The 22614-nt window shown below is 66.0% G+C and carries 24 protein-coding genes; 20 read left to right on the top strand and 4 right to left on the bottom strand.

Annotated features, from left to right (window positions below; translation table 11 throughout):
• Nucleotides 1-11 precede the first annotated feature (11 nt).
• From ACTXG5_RS01005 to ACTXG5_RS00970, 8 genes are all read left to right on the top strand, one after another.
• Entirely contained in the window at nucleotides 12-338 is a 327-nt protein-coding gene (locus ACTXG5_RS01005; RefSeq protein ID WP_445161932.1) for a WXG100 family type VII secretion target, read from the top strand.
• 12 nt (nucleotides 339-350) lie between these two features.
• Nucleotides 351-647, top strand: a complete 297-nt coding sequence (locus ACTXG5_RS01000; RefSeq protein WP_445161931.1) for a WXG100 family type VII secretion target — start codon at nucleotides 351-353, stop codon at nucleotides 645-647.
• Between the two features lie 170 nt (nucleotides 648-817).
• Complete coding sequence (locus ACTXG5_RS00995; protein WP_445161930.1) at nucleotides 818-1120, top strand: HigA family addiction module antitoxin; 303 nt, start codon at nucleotides 818-820, stop codon at nucleotides 1118-1120.
• A 165-nt stretch (nucleotides 1121-1285) separates the two neighbouring features.
• On the top strand, nucleotides 1286-1729 hold the full coding sequence (gene rplM, locus ACTXG5_RS00990; protein WP_445161929.1) for a 50S ribosomal protein L13: 444 nt from the start codon (nucleotides 1286-1288) through the stop codon (nucleotides 1727-1729).
• Between the two features lie 56 nt (nucleotides 1730-1785).
• On the top strand, nucleotides 1786-2253 hold the full coding sequence (rpsI, locus tag ACTXG5_RS00985) for a 30S ribosomal protein S9 (RefSeq protein WP_445164219.1): 468 nt from the start codon (nucleotides 1786-1788) through the stop codon (nucleotides 2251-2253).
• 148 nt (nucleotides 2254-2401) lie between these two features.
• Complete coding sequence (gene glmM, locus ACTXG5_RS00980; RefSeq protein WP_445161928.1) at nucleotides 2402-3739, top strand: phosphoglucosamine mutase; 1338 nt, start codon at nucleotides 2402-2404, stop codon at nucleotides 3737-3739.
• A 47-nt stretch (nucleotides 3740-3786) separates the two neighbouring features.
• Nucleotides 3787-4116, top strand: coding sequence for a type VII secretion target (locus ACTXG5_RS00975; protein WP_313864924.1), 330 nt, complete (start codon nucleotides 3787-3789; stop codon nucleotides 4114-4116).
• A gap of 2 nt (nucleotides 4117-4118) precedes the next feature.
• A complete protein-coding gene (locus tag ACTXG5_RS00970) occupies nucleotides 4119-5495 on the top strand; it encodes a hypothetical protein (protein ID WP_445161927.1) in 1377 nt (458 codons plus the stop codon).
• Between the two features lie 4 nt (nucleotides 5496-5499).
• Here the strand turns inward: ACTXG5_RS00970 and ACTXG5_RS00965 are convergent, their stop codons facing one another.
• Nucleotides 5500-6543 (bottom strand): LLM class F420-dependent oxidoreductase, encoded by a 1044-nt coding sequence (locus tag ACTXG5_RS00965; protein WP_445161926.1) that lies wholly within the window; start codon nucleotides 6541-6543, stop codon nucleotides 5500-5502.
• 118 nt (nucleotides 6544-6661) lie between these two features.
• Between ACTXG5_RS00965 and ACTXG5_RS00960 the strand changes: the two genes are divergently transcribed.
• Together ACTXG5_RS00960 and ACTXG5_RS00955 are read left to right on the top strand one after the other, a co-directional pair.
• On the top strand, nucleotides 6662-7072 hold the full coding sequence (locus ACTXG5_RS00960; protein WP_445164218.1) for a TA system antitoxin ParD family protein: 411 nt from the start codon (nucleotides 6662-6664) through the stop codon (nucleotides 7070-7072).
• A gap of 13 nt (nucleotides 7073-7085) precedes the next feature.
• On the top strand, nucleotides 7086-7664 hold the full coding sequence (locus tag ACTXG5_RS00955; protein WP_445161925.1) for a zeta toxin family protein: 579 nt from the start codon (nucleotides 7086-7088) through the stop codon (nucleotides 7662-7664).
• A 2-nt stretch (nucleotides 7665-7666) separates the two neighbouring features.
• Here the strand turns inward: ACTXG5_RS00955 and ACTXG5_RS00950 are convergent, their stop codons facing one another.
• Nucleotides 7667-8506, bottom strand: coding sequence for a dienelactone hydrolase family protein (locus ACTXG5_RS00950; RefSeq protein ID WP_445161924.1), 840 nt, complete (start codon nucleotides 8504-8506; stop codon nucleotides 7667-7669).
• Nucleotides 8507-8515: 9 nt separating this feature from the next.
• Nucleotides 8516-8965 carry a DUF2510 domain-containing protein gene (locus ACTXG5_RS00945; RefSeq protein ID WP_445161923.1) on the bottom strand — a complete coding sequence of 150 codons (450 nt, stop codon included), beginning with the start codon at nucleotides 8963-8965 and terminating at the stop codon, nucleotides 8516-8518.
• 195 nt (nucleotides 8966-9160) lie between these two features.
• Here ACTXG5_RS00945 and glmS point away from each other — a divergent pair, with 195 nt between their 5' ends.
• From glmS to ACTXG5_RS00910, 7 genes are all read left to right on the top strand, one after another.
• On the top strand, nucleotides 9161-11026 hold the full coding sequence (gene glmS, locus ACTXG5_RS00940; protein ID WP_445164217.1) for a glutamine--fructose-6-phosphate transaminase (isomerizing): 1866 nt from the start codon (nucleotides 9161-9163) through the stop codon (nucleotides 11024-11026).
• The gene (locus ACTXG5_RS00935; RefSeq protein WP_445161922.1) at nucleotides 11019-11879 is read left to right on the top strand and encodes a DUF4436 domain-containing protein; all 861 of its coding nucleotides are present in this window, start codon (nucleotides 11019-11021) and stop codon (nucleotides 11877-11879) included. The genes glmS and ACTXG5_RS00935 overlap by 8 nt, the downstream gene beginning before the upstream one ends.
• Nucleotides 11880-11943: 64 nt before the next feature.
• Nucleotides 11944-12792 carry a DUF4436 domain-containing protein gene (locus ACTXG5_RS00930; RefSeq protein ID WP_445161921.1) on the top strand — a complete coding sequence of 283 codons (849 nt, stop codon included), beginning with the start codon at nucleotides 11944-11946 and terminating at the stop codon, nucleotides 12790-12792.
• 72 nt (nucleotides 12793-12864) lie between these two features.
• Nucleotides 12865-13701 carry a DUF4436 domain-containing protein gene (locus ACTXG5_RS00925; protein ID WP_445161920.1) on the top strand — a complete coding sequence of 279 codons (837 nt, stop codon included), beginning with the start codon at nucleotides 12865-12867 and terminating at the stop codon, nucleotides 13699-13701.
• A 126-nt stretch (nucleotides 13702-13827) separates the two neighbouring features.
• A complete protein-coding gene (locus tag ACTXG5_RS00920) occupies nucleotides 13828-14670 on the top strand; it encodes a DUF4436 domain-containing protein (RefSeq protein WP_445161919.1) in 843 nt (280 codons plus the stop codon).
• A gap of 39 nt (nucleotides 14671-14709) precedes the next feature.
• Complete coding sequence (locus tag ACTXG5_RS00915; RefSeq protein ID WP_445161918.1) at nucleotides 14710-15423, top strand: rhomboid-like protein; 714 nt, start codon at nucleotides 14710-14712, stop codon at nucleotides 15421-15423.
• A 164-nt stretch (nucleotides 15424-15587) separates the two neighbouring features.
• Nucleotides 15588-17474 (top strand): alpha/beta hydrolase family protein, encoded by a 1887-nt coding sequence (locus ACTXG5_RS00910; protein WP_445161917.1) that lies wholly within the window; start codon nucleotides 15588-15590, stop codon nucleotides 17472-17474.
• Here the strand turns inward: ACTXG5_RS00910 and ACTXG5_RS00905 are convergent.
• Nucleotides 17461-18387 carry a class I SAM-dependent methyltransferase gene (locus tag ACTXG5_RS00905; RefSeq protein ID WP_445161916.1) on the bottom strand — a complete coding sequence of 309 codons (927 nt, stop codon included), beginning with the start codon at nucleotides 18385-18387 and terminating at the stop codon, nucleotides 17461-17463. The genes ACTXG5_RS00910 and ACTXG5_RS00905 overlap by 14 nt on opposite strands.
• A gap of 73 nt (nucleotides 18388-18460) precedes the next feature.
• Between ACTXG5_RS00905 and ACTXG5_RS00900 the strand changes: the two genes are divergently transcribed.
• The 3 genes from ACTXG5_RS00900 to alr all read left to right on the top strand — a co-directional run bounded on the left by ACTXG5_RS00900 (nucleotide 18461) and on the right by alr (nucleotide 22576).
• Nucleotides 18461-19882 (top strand): NAD(P)H-hydrate dehydratase, encoded by a 1422-nt coding sequence (locus tag ACTXG5_RS00900; protein ID WP_445161915.1) that lies wholly within the window; start codon nucleotides 18461-18463, stop codon nucleotides 19880-19882.
• 28 nt (nucleotides 19883-19910) lie between these two features.
• Nucleotides 19911-21296 carry a glutamate decarboxylase gene (locus ACTXG5_RS00895; RefSeq protein WP_445161914.1) on the top strand — a complete coding sequence of 462 codons (1386 nt, stop codon included), beginning with the start codon at nucleotides 19911-19913 and terminating at the stop codon, nucleotides 21294-21296.
• 113 nt (nucleotides 21297-21409) lie between these two features.
• Nucleotides 21410-22576, top strand: coding sequence for an alanine racemase (gene alr / locus ACTXG5_RS00890; protein ID WP_445161913.1), 1167 nt, complete (start codon nucleotides 21410-21412; stop codon nucleotides 22574-22576).
• Nucleotides 22577-22614 lie beyond the last annotated feature (38 nt).

The raw sequence follows: 22614 nt of genomic DNA, 5'->3' as shown, positions 1-22614 counted from the left end.
AAGGGGAAACGGTGAGTACACCAATCGGTGCGAACACACTGAGCACCGACTTTGATCTGATGCGATCGGTCGCAGGCACGACGGACGCCCGCAACGAAGAGATCAGGGCGATGCTGCAGGCCTTCATCGGCGGCATGAGCAGCGTGCCCCCGTCGGTGTGGGGTGGGCCTGCGGCGGCGCGGTTCAAGGATGTGGTCGATCGCTGGAATGCCGAGTCTTTGCGGCTCTACCACGTGCTGCATACGATCGCCGACTCGATTCGACACAACGAGGCCGTGCTGCAGGAGGCCGGCCAGAACCATGCGCACCACATCGGTGCCGCCAGTGGAAATCTCTGAGGGGACGTTCCTGTGGACCCAGTGCTGTCTTATAACTTCAGCGAAATCGAACACTCGGTGCGGCAGGAGATCCACACCACGTCGGTTCGTTTCAATGCGCTGCTGGACGAGCTGAGGTCGCAAATCGCGCCGTTACAGCAGCTCTGGACCCGCGAAGCGGCGGCCGCCTACCAGGCCGAGCAGCTCAAGTGGCACCAGGCGGCGACCGCGTTGAACGAGATTCTGGTGGACCTGGGAAACGCGGTGCGCGACGGCTCGGACGAGGTGGCGAACGCCGATCGTCGGGCGGCCGGCGTCTGGGCCAGGTAGCCGCAATCGTGAGTCTCTGTGTGGTCCCGGCGGAAGGAGAGCCGTCGGGACCACACAGTCATAATCGGTTAGTCTCGATTGGCGTTAGTAACGTAGAACGTTAGTATGGGACTGTGATCCACTCGTTCAGCGGGGCCGACACCCAGAAAATTTGGGAGCTGAGGAGGGGAATGCCGGCCGATTTTGCGCCCACCCACCCTGGCGAGATCCTCGCCGAGGAGTTCCTCACGCCGATGGGGATTACGCCCTACCGTCTTGCCAAGGAGATCGGCGTATCGCAGACGCGGGTGGGTGAGATCCTCGCCGGCAAGCGCCGGATCAGCGCCGACACTGGGCTGCGACTCTCACGGGCCCTGGGGCTGAGCGATATGTTCTGGATCAACCTGCAGGCACGCTACGACGCCGACGTGGTGCGTACCGAGAAGAGTGACGAGCTGGCGCACATCAGCCGCCTGGCGGCTAGCGGCTCGTAGTCATTTTGACCTGCGGGGATGCGGGTCGGTAAGCTGCTCCGTTGGCGTGCGGTACGCCGGGGACTCGGGTCAATGTCGGTCGCCGAGACCAAACCCCAACCGTGGACGCTTGACCGGCACCCGGCTCCAACCGGGATCCACCCGAGAGAAAAGAAGGTAAGCGCTGTGCCCACCTACGCGCCAAAGGCGGGTGACACCACGAGGTCGTGGTACGTCATCGACGCCACGGACGTAGTGCTTGGCCGCCTTGCCGTCGCGGCAGCCACCCTGTTGCGCGGTAAGCACAAGCCGACGTTCGCCCCCAATGTCGATGGCGGCGATTACGTCATCGTCATCAACGCCGAAAAGGTCGCCCTCAGCGGCGACAAACTGCAGAACAAGCTGGCCTACAGCCACTCGGGGTATCCCGGCGGTCTGCGCAGCCGCACGATCGGCGAGCTGCTGGAAAAGCACCCCACGCGGGTGGTCGAGAAGGCCATCGTCGGCATGCTTCCGCACAACAAGCTCAGCAGTCAGATCCAGCGCAAACTGCACATTTACGCCGGCCCGCAGCACCCCCACGCCGCGCAGCAGCCGGTTCCGTTCGAGATCAAGCAGGTGGCTCAGTGACCGAAACCAACGAGGCAACACCCGAGGCAACGCCCGAGGTGGCCACCGAAGTGGTCATCGAAGTGACAACCGAGGAGACCCCGGCCGAGACCACTGCCGAGACCCCCGCGGCCCAGCCCAGCGAGCCGATCGTGCTCGATCGGCCCATCCAGACCGTCGGCCGCCGCAAGGAAGCCGTGGTGCGGGTGCGCCTGGTGCCCGGCACCGGCAAGTTCGACCTCAACGGCCGCAGCCTGGAGGCCTACTTCCCCAACAAGGTGCACCAGCAGCTCATCAAGGCTCCGCTGGTCACCGTCGATCGGGTGGAAACCTTCGACATCTACGCCCTGCTGCACGGCGGCGGCCCGTCGGGCCAGGCCGGCGCGCTGCGCCTAGGCATCGCCCGGGCCCTGATCGTGGTCCAGCCGGAGGACCGGCCCCCGCTGAAGAAGGCCGGTTTCCTCACCCGTGACCCGCGTGCCACCGAGCGCAAGAAGTACGGCCTGAAGAAGGCCCGTAAGGCCCCGCAGTACAGCAAGCGCTGATCAGGGATCACTTTCTGGCCGCGACTGCGCATCTTTGCGCGTCTTTGTCCGTCGTCTTCGGCGTGTCGTCGCACAAACCTGCGCGGTTGCGGTCACAAACGTTAAGTGCACTTTGTGCGCATGACGGTCACTGTGAGAGGTTTGTCCGATGGGTCGACTATTTGGCACCGACGGTGTACGAGGAGTCGCCAATCATGAGTTGACCGCCGAGCTGGCACTGGCGCTGGGCACCGCGGCGGCGCGGTGCCTGGCCGGCCCAAGAAAACCGGGCCGGCACCTGGCCGTGATCGGCCGCGATCCGCGGGCCAGCGGCGAGATGCTGGAAGCCGCGGTGATCGCCGGCCTGACCAGCCAGGGTGTTGACGCGCTGCGGGTCGGGATCCTTCCCACCCCCGCGGTGGCCTACCTGACCGGCGCCTATGACGCCGACTTCGGAGTGATGATCTCGGCGTCGCACAACCCGATGCCCGACAACGGCATCAAGATCTTCGGCCCCGGCGGTCGCAAGCTGGACGACGACACCGAGGACCAGATCGAACAACTGGTCGCCGCCGGACCGGGTTTGCGCCCGGTCGGCGCCGGGCTCGGCCGTGTCATCGACGCCGAGGATGCCGCCGATCGCTACCTGCGCCACGTCGGTAAGGCCAGCACACAGCCGCTCGATGGCCTGACCGTGGTCGTCGACTGCGCCCACGGCGCGGGATCGTCGGCCGCACCGCGCGCCTACCGCGCCGCCGGCGCTCGGGTCATCGCGATCAACGCCGAGCCCAATGGGCTCAACATCAACGACCGCTGCGGATCCACACACCTGGAGTCGCTGCGCTCCGCGGTACTTGCGAACGGTGCCGACCTCGGCCTCGCCCACGACGGGGACGCCGACCGGTGCCTGGCGCTGGACGCCAACGGCGAGCTCGTCGACGGCGACGCCATCATGGTGGTGCTCGCGCTGGCGATGCAAGAGGCCGGCGAACTGGCGTCCAACACACTGGTCACCACCGTGATGAGCAACCTCGGACTGCACCAGGCCATGCGCAACGCGGGTGTCACGGTCCGCACGACCGGCGTCGGCGACCGCTACGTCCTAGAGGAGCTGCGGTCCGGCGAGTACACCCTGGGCGGCGAGCAGTCCGGCCACATCGTGATGCCCGCGCTGGGCTCCACCGGCGACGGCATCGTCACCGGGCTGCGCTTGATGACGCGCATGGTGCAGACCGGCTCATCCCTGGCCGACCTCGCGTCGAGGATGCAGTCGTTCCCGCAGGTGCTGATCAACGTCACGGTCGCCGACAAGACCACCGCGGCCGCCGCGCCCTCGGTGCGTAGCGCGGTCGACGAGGCCGAGGCCGAACTGGGTGACACTGGTCGAATCCTGTTGCGCCCCTCGGGAACTGAACCGATGATCCGGGTCATGGTGGAAGCGCCCGACGAAGACATTGCTCAGCGGGTCGCCACTCGCGTTGCCGCAGCGGTCAGCGCTGCGCACTAATCCGGCCACGCTGGAACCCCGACGCACAGTCCCGCGTCGGATTAGGCATGGGATTCGAAAGTCGAGTACGACACGCCACTTTTGACCGCACCGGGATCGACGTCGCGGCGGTCCATCGAGTTGCTGACCAATTGCGGGCTGCCGCCGAACTGATCGACCGTGCCGTCTGTGATCACCTGGCGGCGTTGGCTTTTAGCGGAGCGACGGCCGGACGGGCATACACCGCGCGCGGCGACGCGCTGCGAGCCGAGCTGGAGCGGTTGGCGGAGCAGTTGTCGCAGTGGTCGCGGGCGTCGGTCGCGATCGCCGTCGCGCTGCGGTCCGGCGCCGAACGCTATGCCGACGCCGAACTGTATGCCGCGGCGCGGATCGCCTGATCGTGGCCGACCGGTTAGACGTCGCCGAGCGCCTCGCCGAGGGTCGGGTCGTCATCGAGCACACGCAGGTCTACGTGCGGGCCTGCCAGACGCTGGGGTACGAGCATCCGGATTTGACATCGCACCCGTCCCAGATCCGGGACTGGCTCGACAGCGAAGACGGCCTGGACCTCCGAGTCCTCGACCGCGACTGCGCGGAGCTGCGGGCAGCCGGTGCCGCGGCCGCCGAAAGCTTGCGGATTCAGCATGTCCAGGTGGCCGACCTGACGGCAGCATGGACAGGTGCGGGAAGCGACTCCGCGGTTGCGTTCCTGCAACGCCATTGCGATGCCGCCAACATGGTCGCCACCGAAGTGCGGGCGGCCGCGCAGCGGTGTGAGTCGCTGCGCGACAACCTGTGGTATCTGCTCGACTCGAAGGTCGGCACTGCCATCGCGATCGACGATCGCAGCCTGGCGCAGCGGTCGGCTTGGTTGGCCGCCGCCGCGGTGGTGACTGCCGGGGCAGGCGAGCGGTCAACGGCGCAGGAGGTCGTTCACGAGCAGATGACGCCGTACGTGGACAACGACATTCGCGACGACTGGTTGACCGCCATGCGCTCCTCACTGGCCGCGTTCGGGACTGCCTACGACATGGTCAACGACAGGATGGCTGCCGCATCCGCGGCCTACTTCGAATTTCCGGGCGACCTCGGGCCGGGTTTTCAACCATCGCAACCGCCGAGCGCCCCGACACTGTCGAGTGCCCCGGCGGTGACAGCGCCCGCCGCCGTGCTTCCCAGCGTTGCGGCGGATCCCGCACCCGTGCCGGCGGCTTCCGCACCGGCTTCGACACCGGCGCCCCCGGCGTCACCGCTGTCGGACTTGGGGGCCGCGCTAGGTGATGCTCCAGCGATACCAACGGGAGCCGAGGGCCTGGGCGGCCTGGGGGATCTCGGTGGGGGAGCCGGCGGCCTTGGCGGACTTGGCGGGCTGGCCAGCCGGATTGTCGATGCGATGAGTGGTCTGCTGGGTTCGGCTGCGGGCGGGGTCGGTGATTCGGCAGGGCTTGACGACTCGGTGGGCAACGACCCATTCGACGAGGACTCCTCCGACGAGGATCCGTTCCACCCCGACGATGAGCACGACGACGCGGACGACGAGCGCGACGATCCCGACGACAAGCACGATGCCAAAGTCGAAGAGGCTCAGCCAGTAAACGCTCCGCCGCCCGCTGACACGCCACCACCACCGGTTGACGGTCCACCGGCCGCTAACGTGCCCGCCCCGGTGGCCACGCCGGCGCCGGCGGCTGTGCCCGCGCCCCTTGCCGCGCCGCCGACCGAGGGGTCAACGCCGTGTCAGATTGCCGCAGAACAGGTTCCGCAGGCAGGGCAGTGATGTCTTATGCGCCCCGCAGCTCGAGCACTTCTTCGACAAAACGCACGGATTCCTTCGGGTCGGTCGCTGCCGGACTTACCAACAGCGTCGTCACACCGGACTCGGCGAAGGCGGCGATGCGTTCGGCGATGAAACCGCGTGGTCCCACAAGCGACATCCCGCGGACCAACTCGTCGGGCACCGCTTCGATGGCCTCACGCTTGCGGCCGGACAGGTACAGCTCCTGGATCTTGTCCGCGACCTCGCCGTAGCCGTAGCGGGTCGCCAGGTTGTGATAGAAGTTGCGGCCCTTGGCGCCCATACCGCCGATGTAGAGCGCCAGCTGCGGCTTGACCCATGCCAGTCGCTCCTCGACGTTGTCGCCGATGGCCAACGACGCATGCACCACGATGTCCAGCGGCCCCAAACCCGGGTCGCGCTTGGCGGTACCGGCGGCCAGCGCCTCGCCCCAGACGGTGTCAGCCTTCTCCGGAAGGTAGAAGACCGGCTGCCAGCCCTCGGCGATCTCGGCGGTGAGTTCGACATTCTTGGGGCCCAGCGCCGCGATGGTGATCGGAATACGTTCGCGGACTGGATGGTTGATGAGCTGTAAAGGCTTTCCCAACCCCGTCCCGCGATCGGCGGGCAGCGGCAGCTGGTAGTACTTGCCGTCGTACTGGACCCGCTCCCGGCGCCACACCTGTCGGCAAATCTCCACGATCTCGCGGGTGCGGCCGATCGGGGCGTTGAATTCGACGCCGTGAAAGCCCTCCATCACTTGGGGTCCGGAGGTGCCGATCCCCAGAGTGAATCGACCGTCGGACACGAAGTCCAAGCCCGCGGCAGTCATCGCCAGCAGTGACGGCGTGCGGATATAGATGGGAAACACGCCCGAGGCCAATTCGATGGTGCTTGTCTTGGCGGCCAGATACCCGAGCTGGCTGACGGCGTCGAACGAATACGCCTCGGCCACTACGGCGATGTCGATGCCGGCCTTCTCGAGTTCGACGATGCGGTCGACGGCTTCGTGGAAGCCGCTTGAATAGTCCAGAGCGATTCCGATTCGCATGAACGACACTTAATCACGCGGGGCATGGCGGCTCGCGCCGCGGTGCTTTTCGCTGAGTTCGCACCCGCGTGTAGCTCCTTGCTCCACTTGTTACATATTGCTACAGAATTGAGGAATGATGGCTGACAGCGCAGGTCGGGTCACCCGGTTCGCCACGGACCTGGTCGATAGCGCCGCGGCCGAGGGGGCGCGGCAGAGCCGTTCGGCCAAGCAGCAACTCGATCACTGGGCGCGGGTCGGTCGCGCCGTGTCGAGCCAGCACACCGCTGCCCGCCGCCGGGTGGAGGCGGCGCTGGCGGGCGACCTGGAACTGGCCGACCTGAGCGTCGAAGAAGGTGTCGTCTTCAACGCCGAAATCGCGGCGGCGATCCAAGAAAACCTCAACGAGTCCAACTACGGCGAGCTGTTGGCCAAGCGTGGCATCACCACCGTCGCCCTCAACGAGGCCGGCGAGATCGTCGAATACCGGCCCGATGGCGGTTCGACGGTGTTGACGGCCAGCGCACGACGCGCACGACGCAAGAAGTGAACTCCGGAGCCCGATGAACCGGCTCGACCTGGTCGTCGGGCCCAACGGAGCGGGTAAATCGACCTTTGTCGAATTCACGCTCGCACCGCTGCTGCCGACAAGCGCCTTCGTCAACGCCGACGAGATCGCCAGACAACGCTGGCCTGCCGACCCGGCCGCGCATGCCTACGAGGCCGCCCAGATCGCCGCCGACACCAGAGTCAGGCTCATCGAACTGCGCCGGTCGTTCATCGCCGAAACGGTGTTTTCTCACCCGTCCAAACTCGAGCTGATCGACAGCGCACATGCGGCGTCCTACACCGTTATCCTGCACGTCCTGCTCATTCCCGAAGAGCTAGCCGTGCAGCGGGTCAAGCATCGAGTGAAGGCGGGTGGGGACGACGTGCCCGAGGACAAGATTCGTCAACGGTACCAACATCTTTGGCCACTGGTCGGCACCGCGATCACGCGCTGCGATTCCGCGGCCGTCTTCGACAACAGTGCCCGCAAAGGTCCCCGTATCGTCGCCCAAATGAGTGGTGGCCAGCTGGTCGGGGCGCCTATGCGGCCGACGTGGGCGCCGCACGTGTTGACGTCGCGCTGGCCGGCCTAGCGTCACTTCAGCAGCGCGACGATCTTTTCTTCGAGGGCCACTGGTGGCTCCTCGGGGTCTATCTGAGTTGTCTTGGGCAGCACCGCATCTGGATCAGCGAAGTCGCGATAGGTTTTGTCGCCGGCGAGTGTGGCGAGCAGATACCCGGTCAGCAGAGCTCGAACCGATCGCTGGGTGCGGCGGTCGGAGCCGGGCAGCCCGAACACCGACGCCAGTCGCCGGCCCTCACCCAACCCACCGGGCTCCGCTTTGCTGACGATGCGCAGCGTGGCCGTGTTCCACGCACGCGAAAGCGCCAGCGCGTTGGCATTCAACGTCTTTGGATCTCCCGGCGCGGTCAGGATCAAACCGGGAACCTTCAGCGCCGCGGCCGGCTGCTCGGCGGGGGGACTCGTGACGGTGGGGAACACCGCGACCGCCGCCGCCAGCGTCGTTGGCATCCCCGCCGCGGCGAACACGGCGGCCGAAGCCCCGAAACCGTGCCCCACCACCCCGAGCTTGGTGGGGTGCACGCTGATGTTGCCCGGTCCGAGGCGCACACCCGCCACGATGTCGAGGGCGGTGCCGAGATCAGAGGCCAGATTGAGCACCGACGGCGCCAGGCCACGCTCGGTGTCGGGAGCTCCCGCCACGATGCCCCACGACGCCAGATGCTCCAGCAGACCCGAATAGTGGGCGGCACCGGTGAGCCAGTCGTGACCGAAGGCGACGCCGGGAAGGTTCAGACCCGACTCGGGGGTGTACACCACGCCCGGCAAACCGGCAAAAGCCAGGTCACCACGCAAAACCTTGTGCGGGCCACGGCGGCTGAGGGCGGCGACGAGCTTGCGGATGCGGGCCACTCGTTGACGTTAGCGGGGATGGGTCCAATGAGTCCACGTGACACCGTCCCAGTACCGCTGCCCCGGTCCCGAGGGGTTGGGGTACCACCCGGGCGGCGGCCCGAGGGGCCGGGGTGCGACGACCGGAGCAGGCGGGACGACGGGAGGAGGCGGGCCGACGGGACTGCTCTGGCCGGTGGGGGCGTACGGGTTCCCGGCGTAGGGCGCCGGAGCCTGCGCGGCCAAGGCGCGCACCTTCCGTATCGCGCTGTAGTTGGAGAACAGCGCTATCCAATTCATCACGAGCAGCGACACCACGCTCCACCAGCCGGCGAGCAGACAATGCAGCTGCGCATCGCGATATGCCCTTTCGCACTGCTTGAGCGTGCCGGTGAAGGTGAAGGTGCGCTGATGCCACAAGATGACCGCGCCGGTGTGCTGGTAAAGCCTGACAGAGAAGCGGCGGTATGGGTCGGTCAAAACAGGCCTTTCACGCAGGTGGGCGGCCCAACGATACCGTCAGGCCGGCGAGTGTGACGCTAGGGCGCCGAGTGTGTGCTGAGGGCGGCAATTCCGGCTAAATCCCGCCCTCAGGGCACACTCGACGCCGTGTCAGCACGCCAGCGCTCTGGCGACGGGTCGGCCCAGGTGCACGGCTGCATTATCCTGGTCAGAATGTGCGGAATCGTCGGCTACGTCGGGCATGGTCCTGCCTGCCAGGTCGTTATGGACGCGCTGCGCCGCATGGAGTACCGCGGCTACGACTCGTCAGGCATCGCGCTCGTCGACGGCGAGGGCAGACTCACCGTGCGCCGTCGTGCCGGCCGGCTGGACAACCTGGACAAGGCCGTCGCCGAAATGTCGCCGCAGGACCTGGGCGGCACCACCGGCCTGGGCCACACCCGCTGGGCCACCCACGGTCGCCCCACCGACCGCAACGCCCACCCGCACCGCGATGCCGCCGGCAAGATCGCCGTCGTCCACAACGGCATCATCGAAAACTTCGCGACCCTGCGCCAGGAGCTGGAGACGGCCGGCGTCGAGTTCGCCAGCGACACCGACACCGAGGTCGCGGTGCACCTGGTCGCCCAGGCGTATCGCGAGGGTGAGACGGCCGGCGACTTCGTCGCTTCGGTGCTGGCGGTGCTGCGCCGGCTCGAGGGCCACTTCACTCTGGTGTTCGCCAACGCCGACGAGCCGGGCACCATCGTGGCTGCCCGACGGTCGACCCCGCTGGTAATCGGTGTCGGCGACGGTGAGATGTTCGTCGGCTCCGACGTGGCTGCCTTCATCCCGCACACCCGCAACGCCGTCGAACTCGGCCAGGACCAATGCGTGGTGCTCACCGCCGACGGCTACCGGATCACCGACTTCGACGGCAACGACGACGTCGAATACCGCGAGTTCCACATCGACTGGGACCTGGCCGCCGCCGAAAAGGGCGGCTACGAGTACTTCATGCTCAAGGAGATCGCCGAGCAACCCACCGCCGTCGCCGACACACTGCTCGGCCATTTCGTGGACGGCCGGATCGTGCTCGACGAACAGCGTTTGAGCGATCAGGAACTGCGCGAGATCGACAAAGTATTCGTCGTTGCCTGCGGCACCGCCTATCACTCCGGGCTGCTGGCGAAATACGCGATCGAGCACTGGACGCGGCTGCCGGTGGAAGTGGAACTGGCCAGCGAATTCCGGTACAGGGACCCGGTTTTGGACCGCAGCACGCTGGTGGTGGCGATATCGCAATCCGGTGAAACCGCGGACACCCTCGAAGCCGTGCGCCACGCCAAGGAGCAGAAGGCCAAGGTCCTGGCGATCTGTAACACCAACGGCTCGCAGATCCCGCGCGAGTGCGACGCGGTGCTCTACACCCGTGCGGGCCCGGAGATCGGCGTGGCCTCGACCAAGACCTTCCTGGCCCAGATCACCGCCAACTACCTGGTCGGCCTGGCGCTGGCGCAGGCCCGCGGCACCAAGTACCCCGACGAGGTCGAGCGTGAATACCGCGAGCTGGAAGCGATGCCGGACTTGGTGAGCCGGGTGCTCTCGACGATCGAGCCGGTCAGAGAGCTGGCCTACCGGTTCGCCCAATCCTCGACCGTGCTGTTCCTGGGTCGCCACGTCGGCTACCCGGTGGCGCTCGAAGGTGCGCTGAAACTCAAGGAATTGGCCTACATGCACGCCGAGGGATTCGCCGCCGGCGAGCTCAAGCACGGCCCGATTGCTTTGATCGAAGACGGGCTGCCGGTCATCGTGGTCATGCCCTCGCCCAAGAGTGCCGCGACCCTGCACGCCAAGCTGATGTCCAACATCCGCGAGATTCAGACCCGCGGTGCGGTGACTATCGTCATCGCCGAAGAGGGTGACGACACCGTGCGTCCCTACGCCGATCACCTGATCGAAATCCCTGCGGTGTCAACACTTTTACAGCCGCTGCTGTCGACCATTCCGCTGCAGGTGTTCGCCGCTTCGGTGGCGCAGGCGCGCGGCTACGACGTCGACAAGCCGCGAAACCTGGCGAAGTCCGTCACCGTTGAGTAAGCGGCGCACGCTATTCGGCATCGTTGGTGTCGTGTTGTTCGTCGCCGCCTACGTCATCTCAGTGGTGCTGTACGTCGACAGTGGAATGGGCCGTCCGAATGTCGTCGTTCGGGGCGAGCCGGTGCCCGACGCGACCAGGGTGACCATTGACATACAAGAAGTTCAGTCGGCCAACAGCCTGGTTGTTTCCAACATCAACGTTTACCCCGGACCCGAGCTGCTGGACCCGCAGACTCACAATCTCAAGGACGATCTCACCATCGCGGTGTCCTCCGCGGTGACCGCCAGCAAGCGCACCTGGCCAAAAGGCACGCTGCCCGATGTGTTTCGCATTTCGCTGGCCCTCGGCGGCGAAGTCGCCAACTGGCCCTTCGACCAATACCACTCGGGGCCCGTCGTCGCCCAACTTGTATCCGGCTCCACCCGCGTGCCGGCGGTAGTGACTATGGTCGATCGCCTGTTGGGCTGGGATGTCGAGACGGATCGCATCAACGATGACGATGCGGTCGGCCCCTACCAAGTGGACTTGGTCCGATCGCCGAGCACCGTGGCGTTCGCGGTCGTCATCCTCGGTGTGCTGATCGCGCTCGCCGCCTTTGCCCTCTTCGTTGCGGTCCAGACGGTGCGGGACCGGCGACGATTCCAGCCGCCGATGACAACCTGGTACGCGGCGATGCTGTTTGCGGTGGTGCCGTTGCGAAATGCGCTTCCCGATTCGCCTCCAATCGGAGTCTTCATCGATGTCACGATCGTGCTCTGGGTGACCGTCATCTTGGTGATCTCGATGGGGCTCTACATCTCTTGCTGGTGGCGGCATCTGCGGCCCGGCAACGTATTTGATGCGGTTGAGTAAGTGGGAGGCGATCTTGTCGGCGAATGGTTTTCACCTGCCGAGCCGTCGTTCGAGATTCGGCATCATGGGTGTCGTGGCCTTCATCGGGGCCTACGTCGCCTCGATCGTGTTGTATGTCAACAGCGGCATGGGCCAGCCGCACGAGATTGCTGAAAATTCACTGTCGGGCGATACCACCGTGGTGACCGTCGATATCGAAGATATTCAGTCGGACAACAGCGTGCTTCGCGCCAACCTCACCGTTTCACCCGCGCCCGCGTTACTGGACCCGCAAACCCACACCCTCAAGGAAGATCTCAGTGTCGTCATCACATCCGTGGTGACGGCCAGCAAGCGCACCTGGGCGAAGGGCACGTTGCCTGACGTTTTTCCGGTTTCGCTTACCCTTGCCGGCGACATCGCGGATTGGCCCTTCGATCGCTACCGGTCAGGACCGGTTGCGGTCCAGCTGTTTACCGGCGCGACGCAGGTGCCGCACGGAGCAGCGGTGACACTGGTCGACCGTCTGCTCGGCTGGAAAGTTGGCGTCGCCCGCGTCAGCAATGCCCAGGTGTCCCCGGCGTACCGACTGGATTTGCATCGGACGTTGAGCACCGCGGCGTTCGGCGTCGCCATGCTCGGCGTCCTGGTCGCCCTTGCCACCCTGGCCCTGTTCGTTGCCGTTCAGACGATGCGCAATAAGCGAAAATTCCAGCCGCCGATGACGACCTGGTATGCGGCGATGCTCTTTGCGGTGATGCCGCTGCGAAATGCGCTTCCCGATTCACCTCCATTCGGAGCCTGGATCGACATCACGGTCGTTCTCTGGGTGATCGTCGTGTTGGTGATCTCGATGTCGCTGTACATCTCGTGTTGGTGGCGGCATCTGCGCCCCGAACCCGACGAGCTGGCCGCGCCTGCCACCGTCGAGTAGCCGGGACTAGCTCGAGTCCCTAGAATCCCTGACGGCAGCGCATCCATGCCGCTCGTTTGACGGGGAGGCATCGTGAAGTGGGCCATCACCGGGGCCGTCGCTTTCGTTGCGGCATATGCCATCACGATTGCGCTGTATGCCAGCACCGGAGTGGGGCGCCCCGAGCAAATCACTGATGTCCGGCCCGCGGCCGACGGGACCACGGTGACCATCGACGTTGAAGAGCTGCACTCGGTGCGGGGCGCGCTGGGCGCCAACCTCACCGTTTCGCCCGGGAAAGAGTTGTTGGACCCGGTAACCCACACGCTCAAAGACGACCTCAGCGTCGCGGTCACGTCGGAAGTGACTACCAAACAGGACTGGTCGAAGGGCATGGTGCCGGGCGTTCTTCCGGTCCCGCTGGCCATTTATGGCGACCCGTCCGAATGGCCCTTCGACCACTACCGATCCGAGGACATCGTCGTCGAACTCTTCCGCGGCCCAGCGCAACTGCCGGAACGGGTGCCGGTGACTTTCGTCGATCGTCTTCCCGGTTGGACCATTACCGTTCCGGTGGGCACCGCAAGCGATGCGCCATACCGGCTGGATTTCGAGCGTTCGCCCAGCACCGCAGCGTTCGCTGCCGTGATGGTCGTCGCCATGGTCGTGCTGGCGGCTCTGGGCCTTTTCGTCGCGTTTCAGACGGTGCGCGATCGAGCAAAGTTCCAGCCGGTGATGATTCCTTGGTACGCCGCAATGCTGTTCGCGGTGGTACCGCTGCGCAACGCGCTCCCGGATTCACCCCCGATCGGATTCTGGATCGACATCACTGTCGTGCTGTGGGTCATCGTCGTGCTGGTGACCTCGATGGCGCTCTACATCCTCTGCTGGTGGCGACAGGTGCGAGAGGACGCGCACAAGCCGACCTAGTCGCGTGCGCCTCTGGCAATGACGCGCGGCGCCGGTTTACGATCTTTGGCCGGGAACACATCTCAGGCGCCAAGTAAGCGGGAGGCAACCTTGTCGGCGGTTGGTTTGACAAAAAGCAATCGCTTGATGAGATTTTCCGCGCTTGGTTTCGTGGTCTTCTTCGTTGCGGCTTACGCCATCACGATCGGGCTGTATGCGAACTCCGGTTGTGGCTGCCCGCTTCAAGTCACTAAAGGTCAGCCGGCGGCCGACGGAACCACCGTGGCGATTGACGTCGTCGAGCTCCAGTCGATGAAGGGCGCGTTGGTTGCCAATATCTCCGTGGCGCCCGGGCCGGGGCTACTGGATCCGGCAACCCGCGGTCTCAACCAAGACTTCGCTGTCGTGGTTCACTCCGCGGTGACACCGAGCAAGCGCACCTGGACGAAGGAAATGCTGCCGGGCGATTACCCTGTGCCGCTGACAATTAGCGGTGACCCCTCGGCATGGCCCTTCGACACTTATCATTCGGGCCCCATCACGGTTGATCTCATCTACGGCACCAACCCAACACCCGAACAGGTGCCCGCGAGATTCGTCGACCGACTTTCCGGCTGGAAGGTCGCCGTCGCTGGTGACGGTAAACCGTCCTCGGCCTACCGAGTCGAAGTGCGTCGATCACCGAGCACTGCGGCGTTCGCCGCCGTCATCCTCGGCGTCATGATCGTGCTTGCTGGGGCAGCCCTGTTCGTCGCGATTCAGACGGTGCGCAATAAGCGAAAATTCCAGCCGCCGATGACGACGTGGTATGCGGCAATGCTCTTCGCGGTGATACCGCTGCGAAATGCGCTGCCCGACGCGCCTCCGGTCGGATCTTGGGTTGATGTCACGGTCACACTCTGGGTCATCGTCGTGTTGGCAATGTCAATGCTGCTCTACGTCTTCTGCTGGTGGCGGCACCTGCGACCCGAACCTGAGAACCCTGCTTAACGGTTTGTCGATGTCGCCAAGCATGCGAAGGTTGACGCCGTGGCGGATGCATCGGTGGGGGCGCGACTGCGGAGCCTGGCGCTCGCGGTTTGGCATTACGTCAGTGGCGCGCCGTTAACCTACGGCTGGCTGTTCGTGCTGACGATTACGACGATCATCCAGAGCCAACTTTCCGGGCGACAACTGCACTCGGTGCTGCTGCACCGTTCCACCAACATCCACGAGCTGGGAACCGATCCGCTCGCGGTGCTGTTTTCCAGCCTGCTCTGGATCGACGGCAAAAGCCTGGAGCCCTATTTCCTGCTGTTCACCCTGTTTCTCGCCCCGGTTGAACACTGGCTCGGTCATCTGAACTGGCTCACCGTGGGATTGACCACCCACATCCTTTCGACCTATATCAGCGAAGGCATCCTGTACTACGCGATCGAGGAACACGACGCGTCGGAGCGGCTGGTGCTCTCGCGCGATATCGGCGTCAGCTATTTCCTTGTCGGCATCATGGCCGTGCTGACCTATCGCATCGTGCCGCCATGGCGCTGGCTCTATCTCGGGGTGCTGCTGGTCATCTTCGGCTTTCCGCTGATCACGATGACCCGTCATGGGCTGAACTTCACCGCGATAGGTCACTTCACCTCGATTTTCATCGGGCTCTGCTTCTATCCGATGGCCAAGGCGAGACACGGCAGGCCATGGAGTCCGGCCCGCGCGAGAGCCGCTTACCGGCGATTCCGATCCCGCGAGGAGCCGGTTTGACGTCCGACCGGGCGAAGTCCGTGCCGGAGGTCGAACTGTGCGTGTGCGATAGCTGCCCGTCTGTGGAAACCTACTCGTCATGCTCGTCGACGATCCGGTAAAGCGGGTCGACATGATGACGATGGCGTGGGAACCGGCGGTGCTCGAGAGAGGGGTTTGAGGCGGTGGGGCAGCAGGTGCGTGAGGTCTACGGGGCGTCACTGTCCCCGGACGCAACCGCGTTTGCTCACATCGTCGACGACGGCGGCTATCCCCGTGCGGTGCAACGCTTTTTGCGCGGTTGGCGGGCCAGCTCTTCGCGGGATGTGGAGCTTCCGGTCGAGGGCCCGGTCTCTCGCGTCGTCCACTCCGCGGACGGCCAGTGGCTGGCGTGTGAAGTAACGCTCGACGGGAGTGGATCGCGGAGCCAAATCTGGGTCGTCACGACTGATCCCGATGATCGAACGGCCTGGCGCATCGACGACGAAGAGGCCGGGACCGCCGAGCTGATCGCGTGGGACGGCACGCTGGTGGCGGCGATCCTGACCGGGGAGGACGGGGTTGGGCGGTCTTGCCTGATCGATCCGGGCGACGGTCGTCACACCGTGCTGGACCGTCGATCCGGCGGCCGGCTGGTCGACGCCTGGGCCGGGGCGGCATTGATTCGGGTGGGGCCGCGCGGTTACCACGAGATGATCATGCTGCTCGGGCAAACCGAAATCGCTTTACTGCCTGCCGATCCCGGCTCCACGACTGCCGACGGAATCATCCTCGATGACCACCAACCCCGCCGCCTCCGGTATGGACTCACCGGCGAGACGAAGCTGTACTACCCGGGGACGGGCGCTGACGGATACGTACGCGCGCTGGTCCGCAGCGACAACGGCTGCGAGCATGCCCGATTGTTGGAAGTGACGGTGACATTGGACGGCGTCACCTATTTCGTGGTCGCCGAGCGCCCGGATTGTGATCTCGCCGAATTCACTGTCAGTGATGACCTATCCACGGTCGCATTGCTGTGGAACCTGCAGGGCGGCAGCGAGTTACAGATACTCGAATACACCGATTACACACTGGGGCCGCCGATCCCGCTGCCCGGCCCGGTCGTGAGCCAGCTGTCCATCAGCGCGGGCGGCTCGATGGTCGCGATGACCGTCGAGGGACCCGACTTGCCGCGGACCGTCGAGTTGGTCGACCCGCGTTCGCGCGAATGGGAACTCGTCGACACCGAACGCGGCGACCGTGCGATGATTCCCGGCATCTCTGCCGTGCCGCAGACGATCACCGCACGCGACGGGCTGAGCCTGAACGCATGGCTGTACCCGCCGATCAAAGCCGGCGCATCGGCGGGCGCGGTGATCTTCCTGCATGGCGGTCCGGAAGACCAGGCCCGGCCAGGTTATAACGACATCTTTGCCCGGCTGGTCAACGACGGGTTCACGGTGCTTACGCCGAATGTCCGCGGCTCTGGTGGATTTGGGCGGACATTCGTTCACGCCGACGACAAGGAAAACCGGTTCGCTGCCATCGATGACGTCGCGGACTGCGCGCGCTTCCTGGTTGACAACGGCCTCGCGGACCCACACCGCATCGCTTGCGCGGGCTGGTCGTACGGGGGCTACCTGACGCTGGCGGCGCTGACGTTTCATCCCGACCTGTTCGCGGCGGGAATCAGCATCTGCGGGATGAGTGACCTGAGCACGTTCTATCGCAACACCGAACCGTGGATCGCCGACTCCGCGTATCCCGAGTACGGCCACCCGATCGGTGACCGCGAATTGCTCGAGGAATTGTCACCGCTGCGGCGCGCCGATGTGTTGGTAGCGCCGTTGTTGGTGGTGCACGGCGCCCATGACACCAATGTGCCGGTCAGCGAATCGGAGCAGATCGTCGACGCGTTGCGCCAGATCGGTCGCGATGTGCGCTATCTGCTCTTCGGCAATGACGGACACGGCATCATCAAGCGCGAGAACCGCGCCACGTTGGCCACGGCGATGAGCGAATGGATGATCAGGGCATTCGACGCCGCGGAGGGGCTCGGGCTCGACCACGCCGCGTCTAGTTCCGGGTAGCGGTGACGTACTGTAGCGACCCAAGCGTGGTCGTCCGGTCGGTGGAATCCGCCGGCAACGAAAGGCCATAGGCCGCAGCTAATTCCGAGACACCGGTGGCAGAGGTCGCCCAGCCGCGCCCATCGAGATAGTCGACGACGTCCTTGCGGTCACCGGCATACCAGAGGTCGGTCATCTCGATGTCAAAGCCATGTTCGCGCCACTGGTCGGTGACCTCACGCATTCGGTCGGCCATCGTCTGGACGGCATCACCGGCGCCCTGCAGGCTCTCGGTGGCCAACTGACTTCCCGCCGGGCTGAGCGCAGTGATGTTGTCCAGCAACCGATCCTGGGCATCCGGCGGTAAAAACGGCAACAGGCCTTCGGCGCTCCAGGCGGTCGGCCTGCTGGGATCCAGTCCTGCGGCGCGCAGCGCCGTGGGCCAGTCGTGGCGAAGGTCGACGGGTACCGCCCGCCGGTCGGCGGTGGGGCTGGCACCCAGGTCGGCCAGGGTTGTGGTTTTGAACTCGATGACCCGGGCCTGGTCGATCTCGAACACCGTGGTGCCGGTGGGCCAGGGCAGCCGGTAGGCGCGCGCATCCAGTCCGGAGGCCAAGATCACCGCCTGGCGGATGCCCGCGTCGGCCGCGCCGAGGAAGAACTCGTCGAAAAACCGGGTGCGCACGCCCATCATGGCGCCCATGCGCTGCATCCCGAAGTCGCCGTTGTCGTCGACGTGCCCGGGATCCAGTTCACCGCTGGCGATGCGGGTGAAGAAATTCACCCCGACCGCGCGGACCAGGGGCTCGGCGAAGGGGTCGGTGATCAGGGGGTCGGGGCCTCGGCTGGCCAACGCGCGTCCCACCGCGACTCCGGTCGCGGTCGCTCCCACGCTGTTGCTCAGGTCCCAGGTGTCATCGTCTGTGCGTGCCATAAATCCGAATGTACGGACGGCTCCTTAACGAGTGCTGTGCGCAAAGCCAGACATGCATGGAATGCTGGCTGTGATGCGGCATTACTACTCAGTAGACGCAATCCGTGACGCCGAAGCGCCGCTGCTCGCCAGCCTGCCCGATGGTGCCCTGATGAAGCGTGCGGCCTTCGGGCTGGCCACCGAGATCGTCGGCGAGCTGACCGCCCGCGCGGGTGGGGTCGCCGGTCGGCGGGTGTGTGCGGTCGTCGGCTCGGGCGACAACGGCGGTGACGCGCTGTGGGCGGCGACGTTCCTGCTCCGTCGCGGGACGGCCGCCGACGCGGTGTTGCTCAGCGCGGACCGCACCCACCGCAAGGGACTGGCAGCCTTCCAGAAAGCGGGCGGTCGCGTCGTGCAGAGTGTTTCGGCGACAACCGATCTCGTCATCGACGGCGTCGTCGGCATCTCCGGCTCGGGTGCGCTTCGGCCGGCGGCCGCCGACGTGTTCGCCGCCGTCCGCGATGCCGGGATCCCGGTGGTGGCCGTCGACATCCCCAGCGGCATCGACGCGGCGACCGGAGCGATCAGCGGCCCGGCGGTGCACGCCGCGCTGACCGTCACCTTCGGCGGGCTCAAGCCCGTGCACGCGCTGGCCGACTGCGGCCGGGTCGAGCTGATCGATATCGGGCTCGACCTGCCCGCCACCGACGTCCTGGCGTTCGAGGGCGGCGACGTGGCCGCCCGTTGGCCGGTGCCCGGCCCGCATGACGACAAGTACACCCAAGGTGTCACGGGGGTGATGGCCGGATCGTCGACGTATCCGGGCGCCGCCGTGCTGTGCACCGGGGCCGCGGTCGCAGCCACCTCTGGCATGGTCCGCTACACCGGCAGCGCGCATGGCGAGGTCCTCGCACACTGGCCGGAGGTCATCGCGTCGCCGACCCCGGCGGCAGCCGGGCGGGTGCAGGCCTGGGTGGTGGGGCCGGGACTGGGCACCGACGACACCGGGGCCGCCGCGCTGTGGTTCGCCCTAGGTACCGACCTGCCGGTGCTCGTCGACGCCGACGGGCTGACCATCCTGGCGGCCCACCCCGAGCTGGTGGCCAACCGGACCGCCCCGACGCTGCTGACGCCGCACGCGGGTGAATTCGCCCGGCTGGCCGGCAATCCGCCCGGCGACGACCGGGTGGGTGCCACCCGCAAGCTGGCCGATGCGTTCGGTGCGACGGTGCTACTCAAGGGCAATGTCACCGTCATCGCCGACCCCGGCGGCCCGGTCTATCTGAACTCGGCCGGGCAGTCCTGGGCGGCCACCGCCGGGTCCGGCGACGTGCTGTCCGGGATGATCGGCGCCCTGCTGGCGGCGGGACTCCCGACGGCTGAGGCCGCCGCGGCCGGCGCCTTCGTCCACGCGCACGCGGCGGCGCTGTCGGCCGCCGACCCCGGGCCAGGCGAGGCGCCCACCTCGGCGTCCCGCATCGTCGGCCACATTCGAGCGGCCCTCGCCGCCCTATAGCCCGCAGCCGTCAACGAAAGGATCCATCGTGACCCTCAGTCACCCGTCCGTCCCCGCCCACTCGATCGCGCCCGCCTACACCGGACGCATGTTCACCACCCCGGTGCCGGCGCTACGGCTGCCCGAGGAATCGATGGATCCGGAGGCGGCGTACCGCTTCATCCATGACGAGCTGATGCTCGACGGCAGTTCCCGGCTGAACCTGGCCACCTTCGTCACCACCTGGATGGATCCCGAGGCCGGGAAACTGATGGCCGAGACGTTCGACAAAAACATGATCGACAAGGACGAATACCCAGCGACCGCGGCCATCGAGCAGCGGTGCGTCTGCATGGTGGCCGACCTGTTTCACGCCGAGGACCTGCGCGATGACGATCCGTCCAGCGCCATCGGGGTGTCCACCATCGGCTCCAGCGAGGCGGTGATGCTGGGCGGCCTGGCCATGAAATGGCGCTGGCGCCAGAAGATCGGCAAGGACTGGGCGAAGCGCACCCCCAACCTGGTGATGGGTTCCAACGTCCAGGTGGTCTGGGAGAAGTTCTGTCGCTACTTCGACGTCGAACCCCGCTACCTGCCGATGGAGGTGGGCCGCTACGTCATCACACCGGAGCAGGTCATCGACGCCGTCGACGAGGACACCATCGGGGTGGTGGGGATCCTGGGTACCACCTACACCGGTGAACTCGAGCCCATCGCCGAGATCTGCGCGGCGCTGGACAAACTCGCCGCCGACGGGGGCGTGGATGTCCCCGTGCATGTCGATGCCGCCAGCGGAGGCTTTGTGGTGCCCTTTCTGCATCCCGAGGTGAAATGGGATTTCCGGCTGCCGCGGGTGGTGTCGATCAACGTCAGCGGCCACAAATACGGGTTGACCTACCCCGGCATCGGGTTCGTGGTGTGGCGCAGCAAGGAGTATCTACCCGAAGAGCTGGTCTTCCACGTCAACTACCTGGGTGGCGACATGCCGACGTTCACGCTGAACTTCTCCCGCGCGGGCAACCAGGTCGTCGGCCAGTACTACAACTTCCTGCGGCTCGGCCGCGAGGGCTACACCCAGGTCATGCAGTCACTGTCGGCAACCGCGCGGTGGCTGGGCGAGCAGTTGCGCGTCGGCGATCACTGCGAGCTGATCTCGGACGGTACGGCGATTCCGGTGGTCAGCTTCCGGCTCGCCAAGAACTGCGGGTACACCGAGTTCGACCTTTCGCACGAGCTGCGGGGTTATGGCTGGCAGGTGCCGGCCTACACCATGCCCGACAACGCCACGGACATATCCGTGCTGCGCATCGTGGTCCGTGAAGGCCTCTCCGCCGACCTGGCCCGGGCCTTGCACGACGATGCCCGCAGCGCGCTGGCCTCGCTGGACAAACTCCAGCCCGGCGGGCACTACAAGGCCGAGCACTTCGCGCACTGAGGGGGGCTTGCGGAGGTGTGCGCGAGCCTAACCTGACGGCGTCTTTCGGGCCGTTTCTTCGCCATGCCGTTACGCTCGGCGACGCTTTCTGTGGTTCTGGGACAATGGCGGCCGTGGCAGCTACGCCGATATCCCTGACCCCGGGCGTCCTCGCCGAGGCCGTGGTGGACCTGGGTGCAATTGCGCACAACGTGCGGATGCTGCGCGAGCACGCCGGCGCCGCGCAGCTGATGGCTGTCGTCAAAGCCGACGGCTACGGCCACGGCGCGACCCGAGTTGCGCACACCGCGTTGGCTGCGGGTGCGGCCGAACTGGGTGTTGCCACCATCGACGAGGCACTGGCCCTGCGCGCCGACGGCATCACCGCGCCGGTGCTGGCCTGGCTGCACCCCCCCGGCATCGACTTCGCACCCGCGCTGCAGGGCAACGTGGAAATCGCCGTGGCTTCGGTACGCCAACTCGACGAACTGCTGGATGCGGTGCGCCGGACGGGGGCCACGGCGACGGTCACCGTCAAGGTCGACACCGGGCTCAACCGCAACGGTGTCAGCCCGGCGCAGTACCCGGCGATGCTGACCGCGCTGCGTCGGGCCGTCGCCGACGAAGAGGTCCGGCTGCGGGGGCTGATGTCACACATGGTTTTCGCCGACCAGCCGGCCAACTCCGTCAATGATGTTCAGGCCCAACGGTTCTCCGCCTTGCTGGCGCAGGCGCGCGAGCAGGGCGTGGAGTTCGAGATTGCTCACCTGTCGAACTCGTCGTCCACGATGTCCCGTCCCGACCTGGCCTTCGACATGGTGCGGCCCGGGATCGCGGTCTACGGCCTCAGCCCCGTTCCCGAGCGCGGCAACATGGGGCTGATACCGGCGATGACAGTGAAATGTGCTGTTACGCTGGTGAAATCGATTCGTGCCGGCGAAGGCGTGTCCTATGGCCACACCTGGATCGCGGAGCAGGACACCACGGTGGCGCTGCTGCCGATCGGATACGCCGACGGTGTCTTCCGGTCGCTGGGCGGTCGGCTCGAGGTGCTGATCAACGGCAGAAGGCGTCCCGGCGTCGGGCGGATCTGCATGGACCAATTCCTCGTCGACCTCGGTCCCGGGCAGGTCGATGTGGCAGAAGGCGACGAGGCGATCCTGTTCGGTCCGGGCACCCACGGTGAACCCACCGCGCAGGATTGGGCCGATCTGCTCGGCACCATCCACTACGAAGTGGTCACCAGTCCACGGGGGCGGATCACCAGGACCTATCGCGAGGCCGAAACCGTTGAGCGATAAGAAACCTCGCAGGCGCCAACGGGGACGGGCTTGGCTTG

Source organism: Mycobacterium sp. Dal123C01, from assembly GCF_052566995.1.
The sequence above is the reverse complement of the archived record's forward strand: the minus strand, read 5'-3'. Positions and strand labels throughout refer to the sequence as shown.

Excerpts from the sequence above, each read along its gene's own strand:
- ACTXG5_RS00900 (WP_445161915.1), top strand. The coding sequence starts at position 18,461 with ATGCGGCATTACTACTCAGTAGACGCAATCCGTGACGCCGAAGCGCCG.
- ACTXG5_RS00955 (WP_445161925.1), top strand. The coding sequence starts at position 7,086 with ATGAACCGGCTCGACCTGGTCGTCGGGCCCAACGGAGCGGGTAAATCG.
- ACTXG5_RS00975 (WP_313864924.1), top strand. The coding sequence starts at position 3,787 with ATGGGATTCGAAAGTCGAGTACGACACGCCACTTTTGACCGCACCGGG.
- ACTXG5_RS00965 (WP_445161926.1), bottom strand. The coding sequence starts at position 6,543 with ATGCGAATCGGAATCGCTCTGGACTATTCAAGCGGCTTCCACGAAGCC.
- ACTXG5_RS00920 (WP_445161919.1), top strand. The coding sequence starts at position 13,828 with ATGAGATTTTCCGCGCTTGGTTTCGTGGTCTTCTTCGTTGCGGCTTAC.
- ACTXG5_RS00905 (WP_445161916.1), bottom strand. The coding sequence starts at position 18,387 with ATGGCACGCACAGACGATGACACCTGGGACCTGAGCAACAGCGTGGGA.
- ACTXG5_RS00960 (WP_445164218.1), top strand. The coding sequence starts at position 6,662 with ATGGCTGACAGCGCAGGTCGGGTCACCCGGTTCGCCACGGACCTGGTC.
- glmM (WP_445161928.1), top strand. The coding sequence starts at position 2,402 with ATGGGTCGACTATTTGGCACCGACGGTGTACGAGGAGTCGCCAATCAT.
- glmS (WP_445164217.1), top strand. The coding sequence starts at position 9,161 with ATGTGCGGAATCGTCGGCTACGTCGGGCATGGTCCTGCCTGCCAGGTC.
- ACTXG5_RS00995 (WP_445161930.1), top strand. The coding sequence starts at position 818 with ATGCCGGCCGATTTTGCGCCCACCCACCCTGGCGAGATCCTCGCCGAG.
- ACTXG5_RS00930 (WP_445161921.1), top strand. The coding sequence starts at position 11,944 with ATGGGTGTCGTGGCCTTCATCGGGGCCTACGTCGCCTCGATCGTGTTG.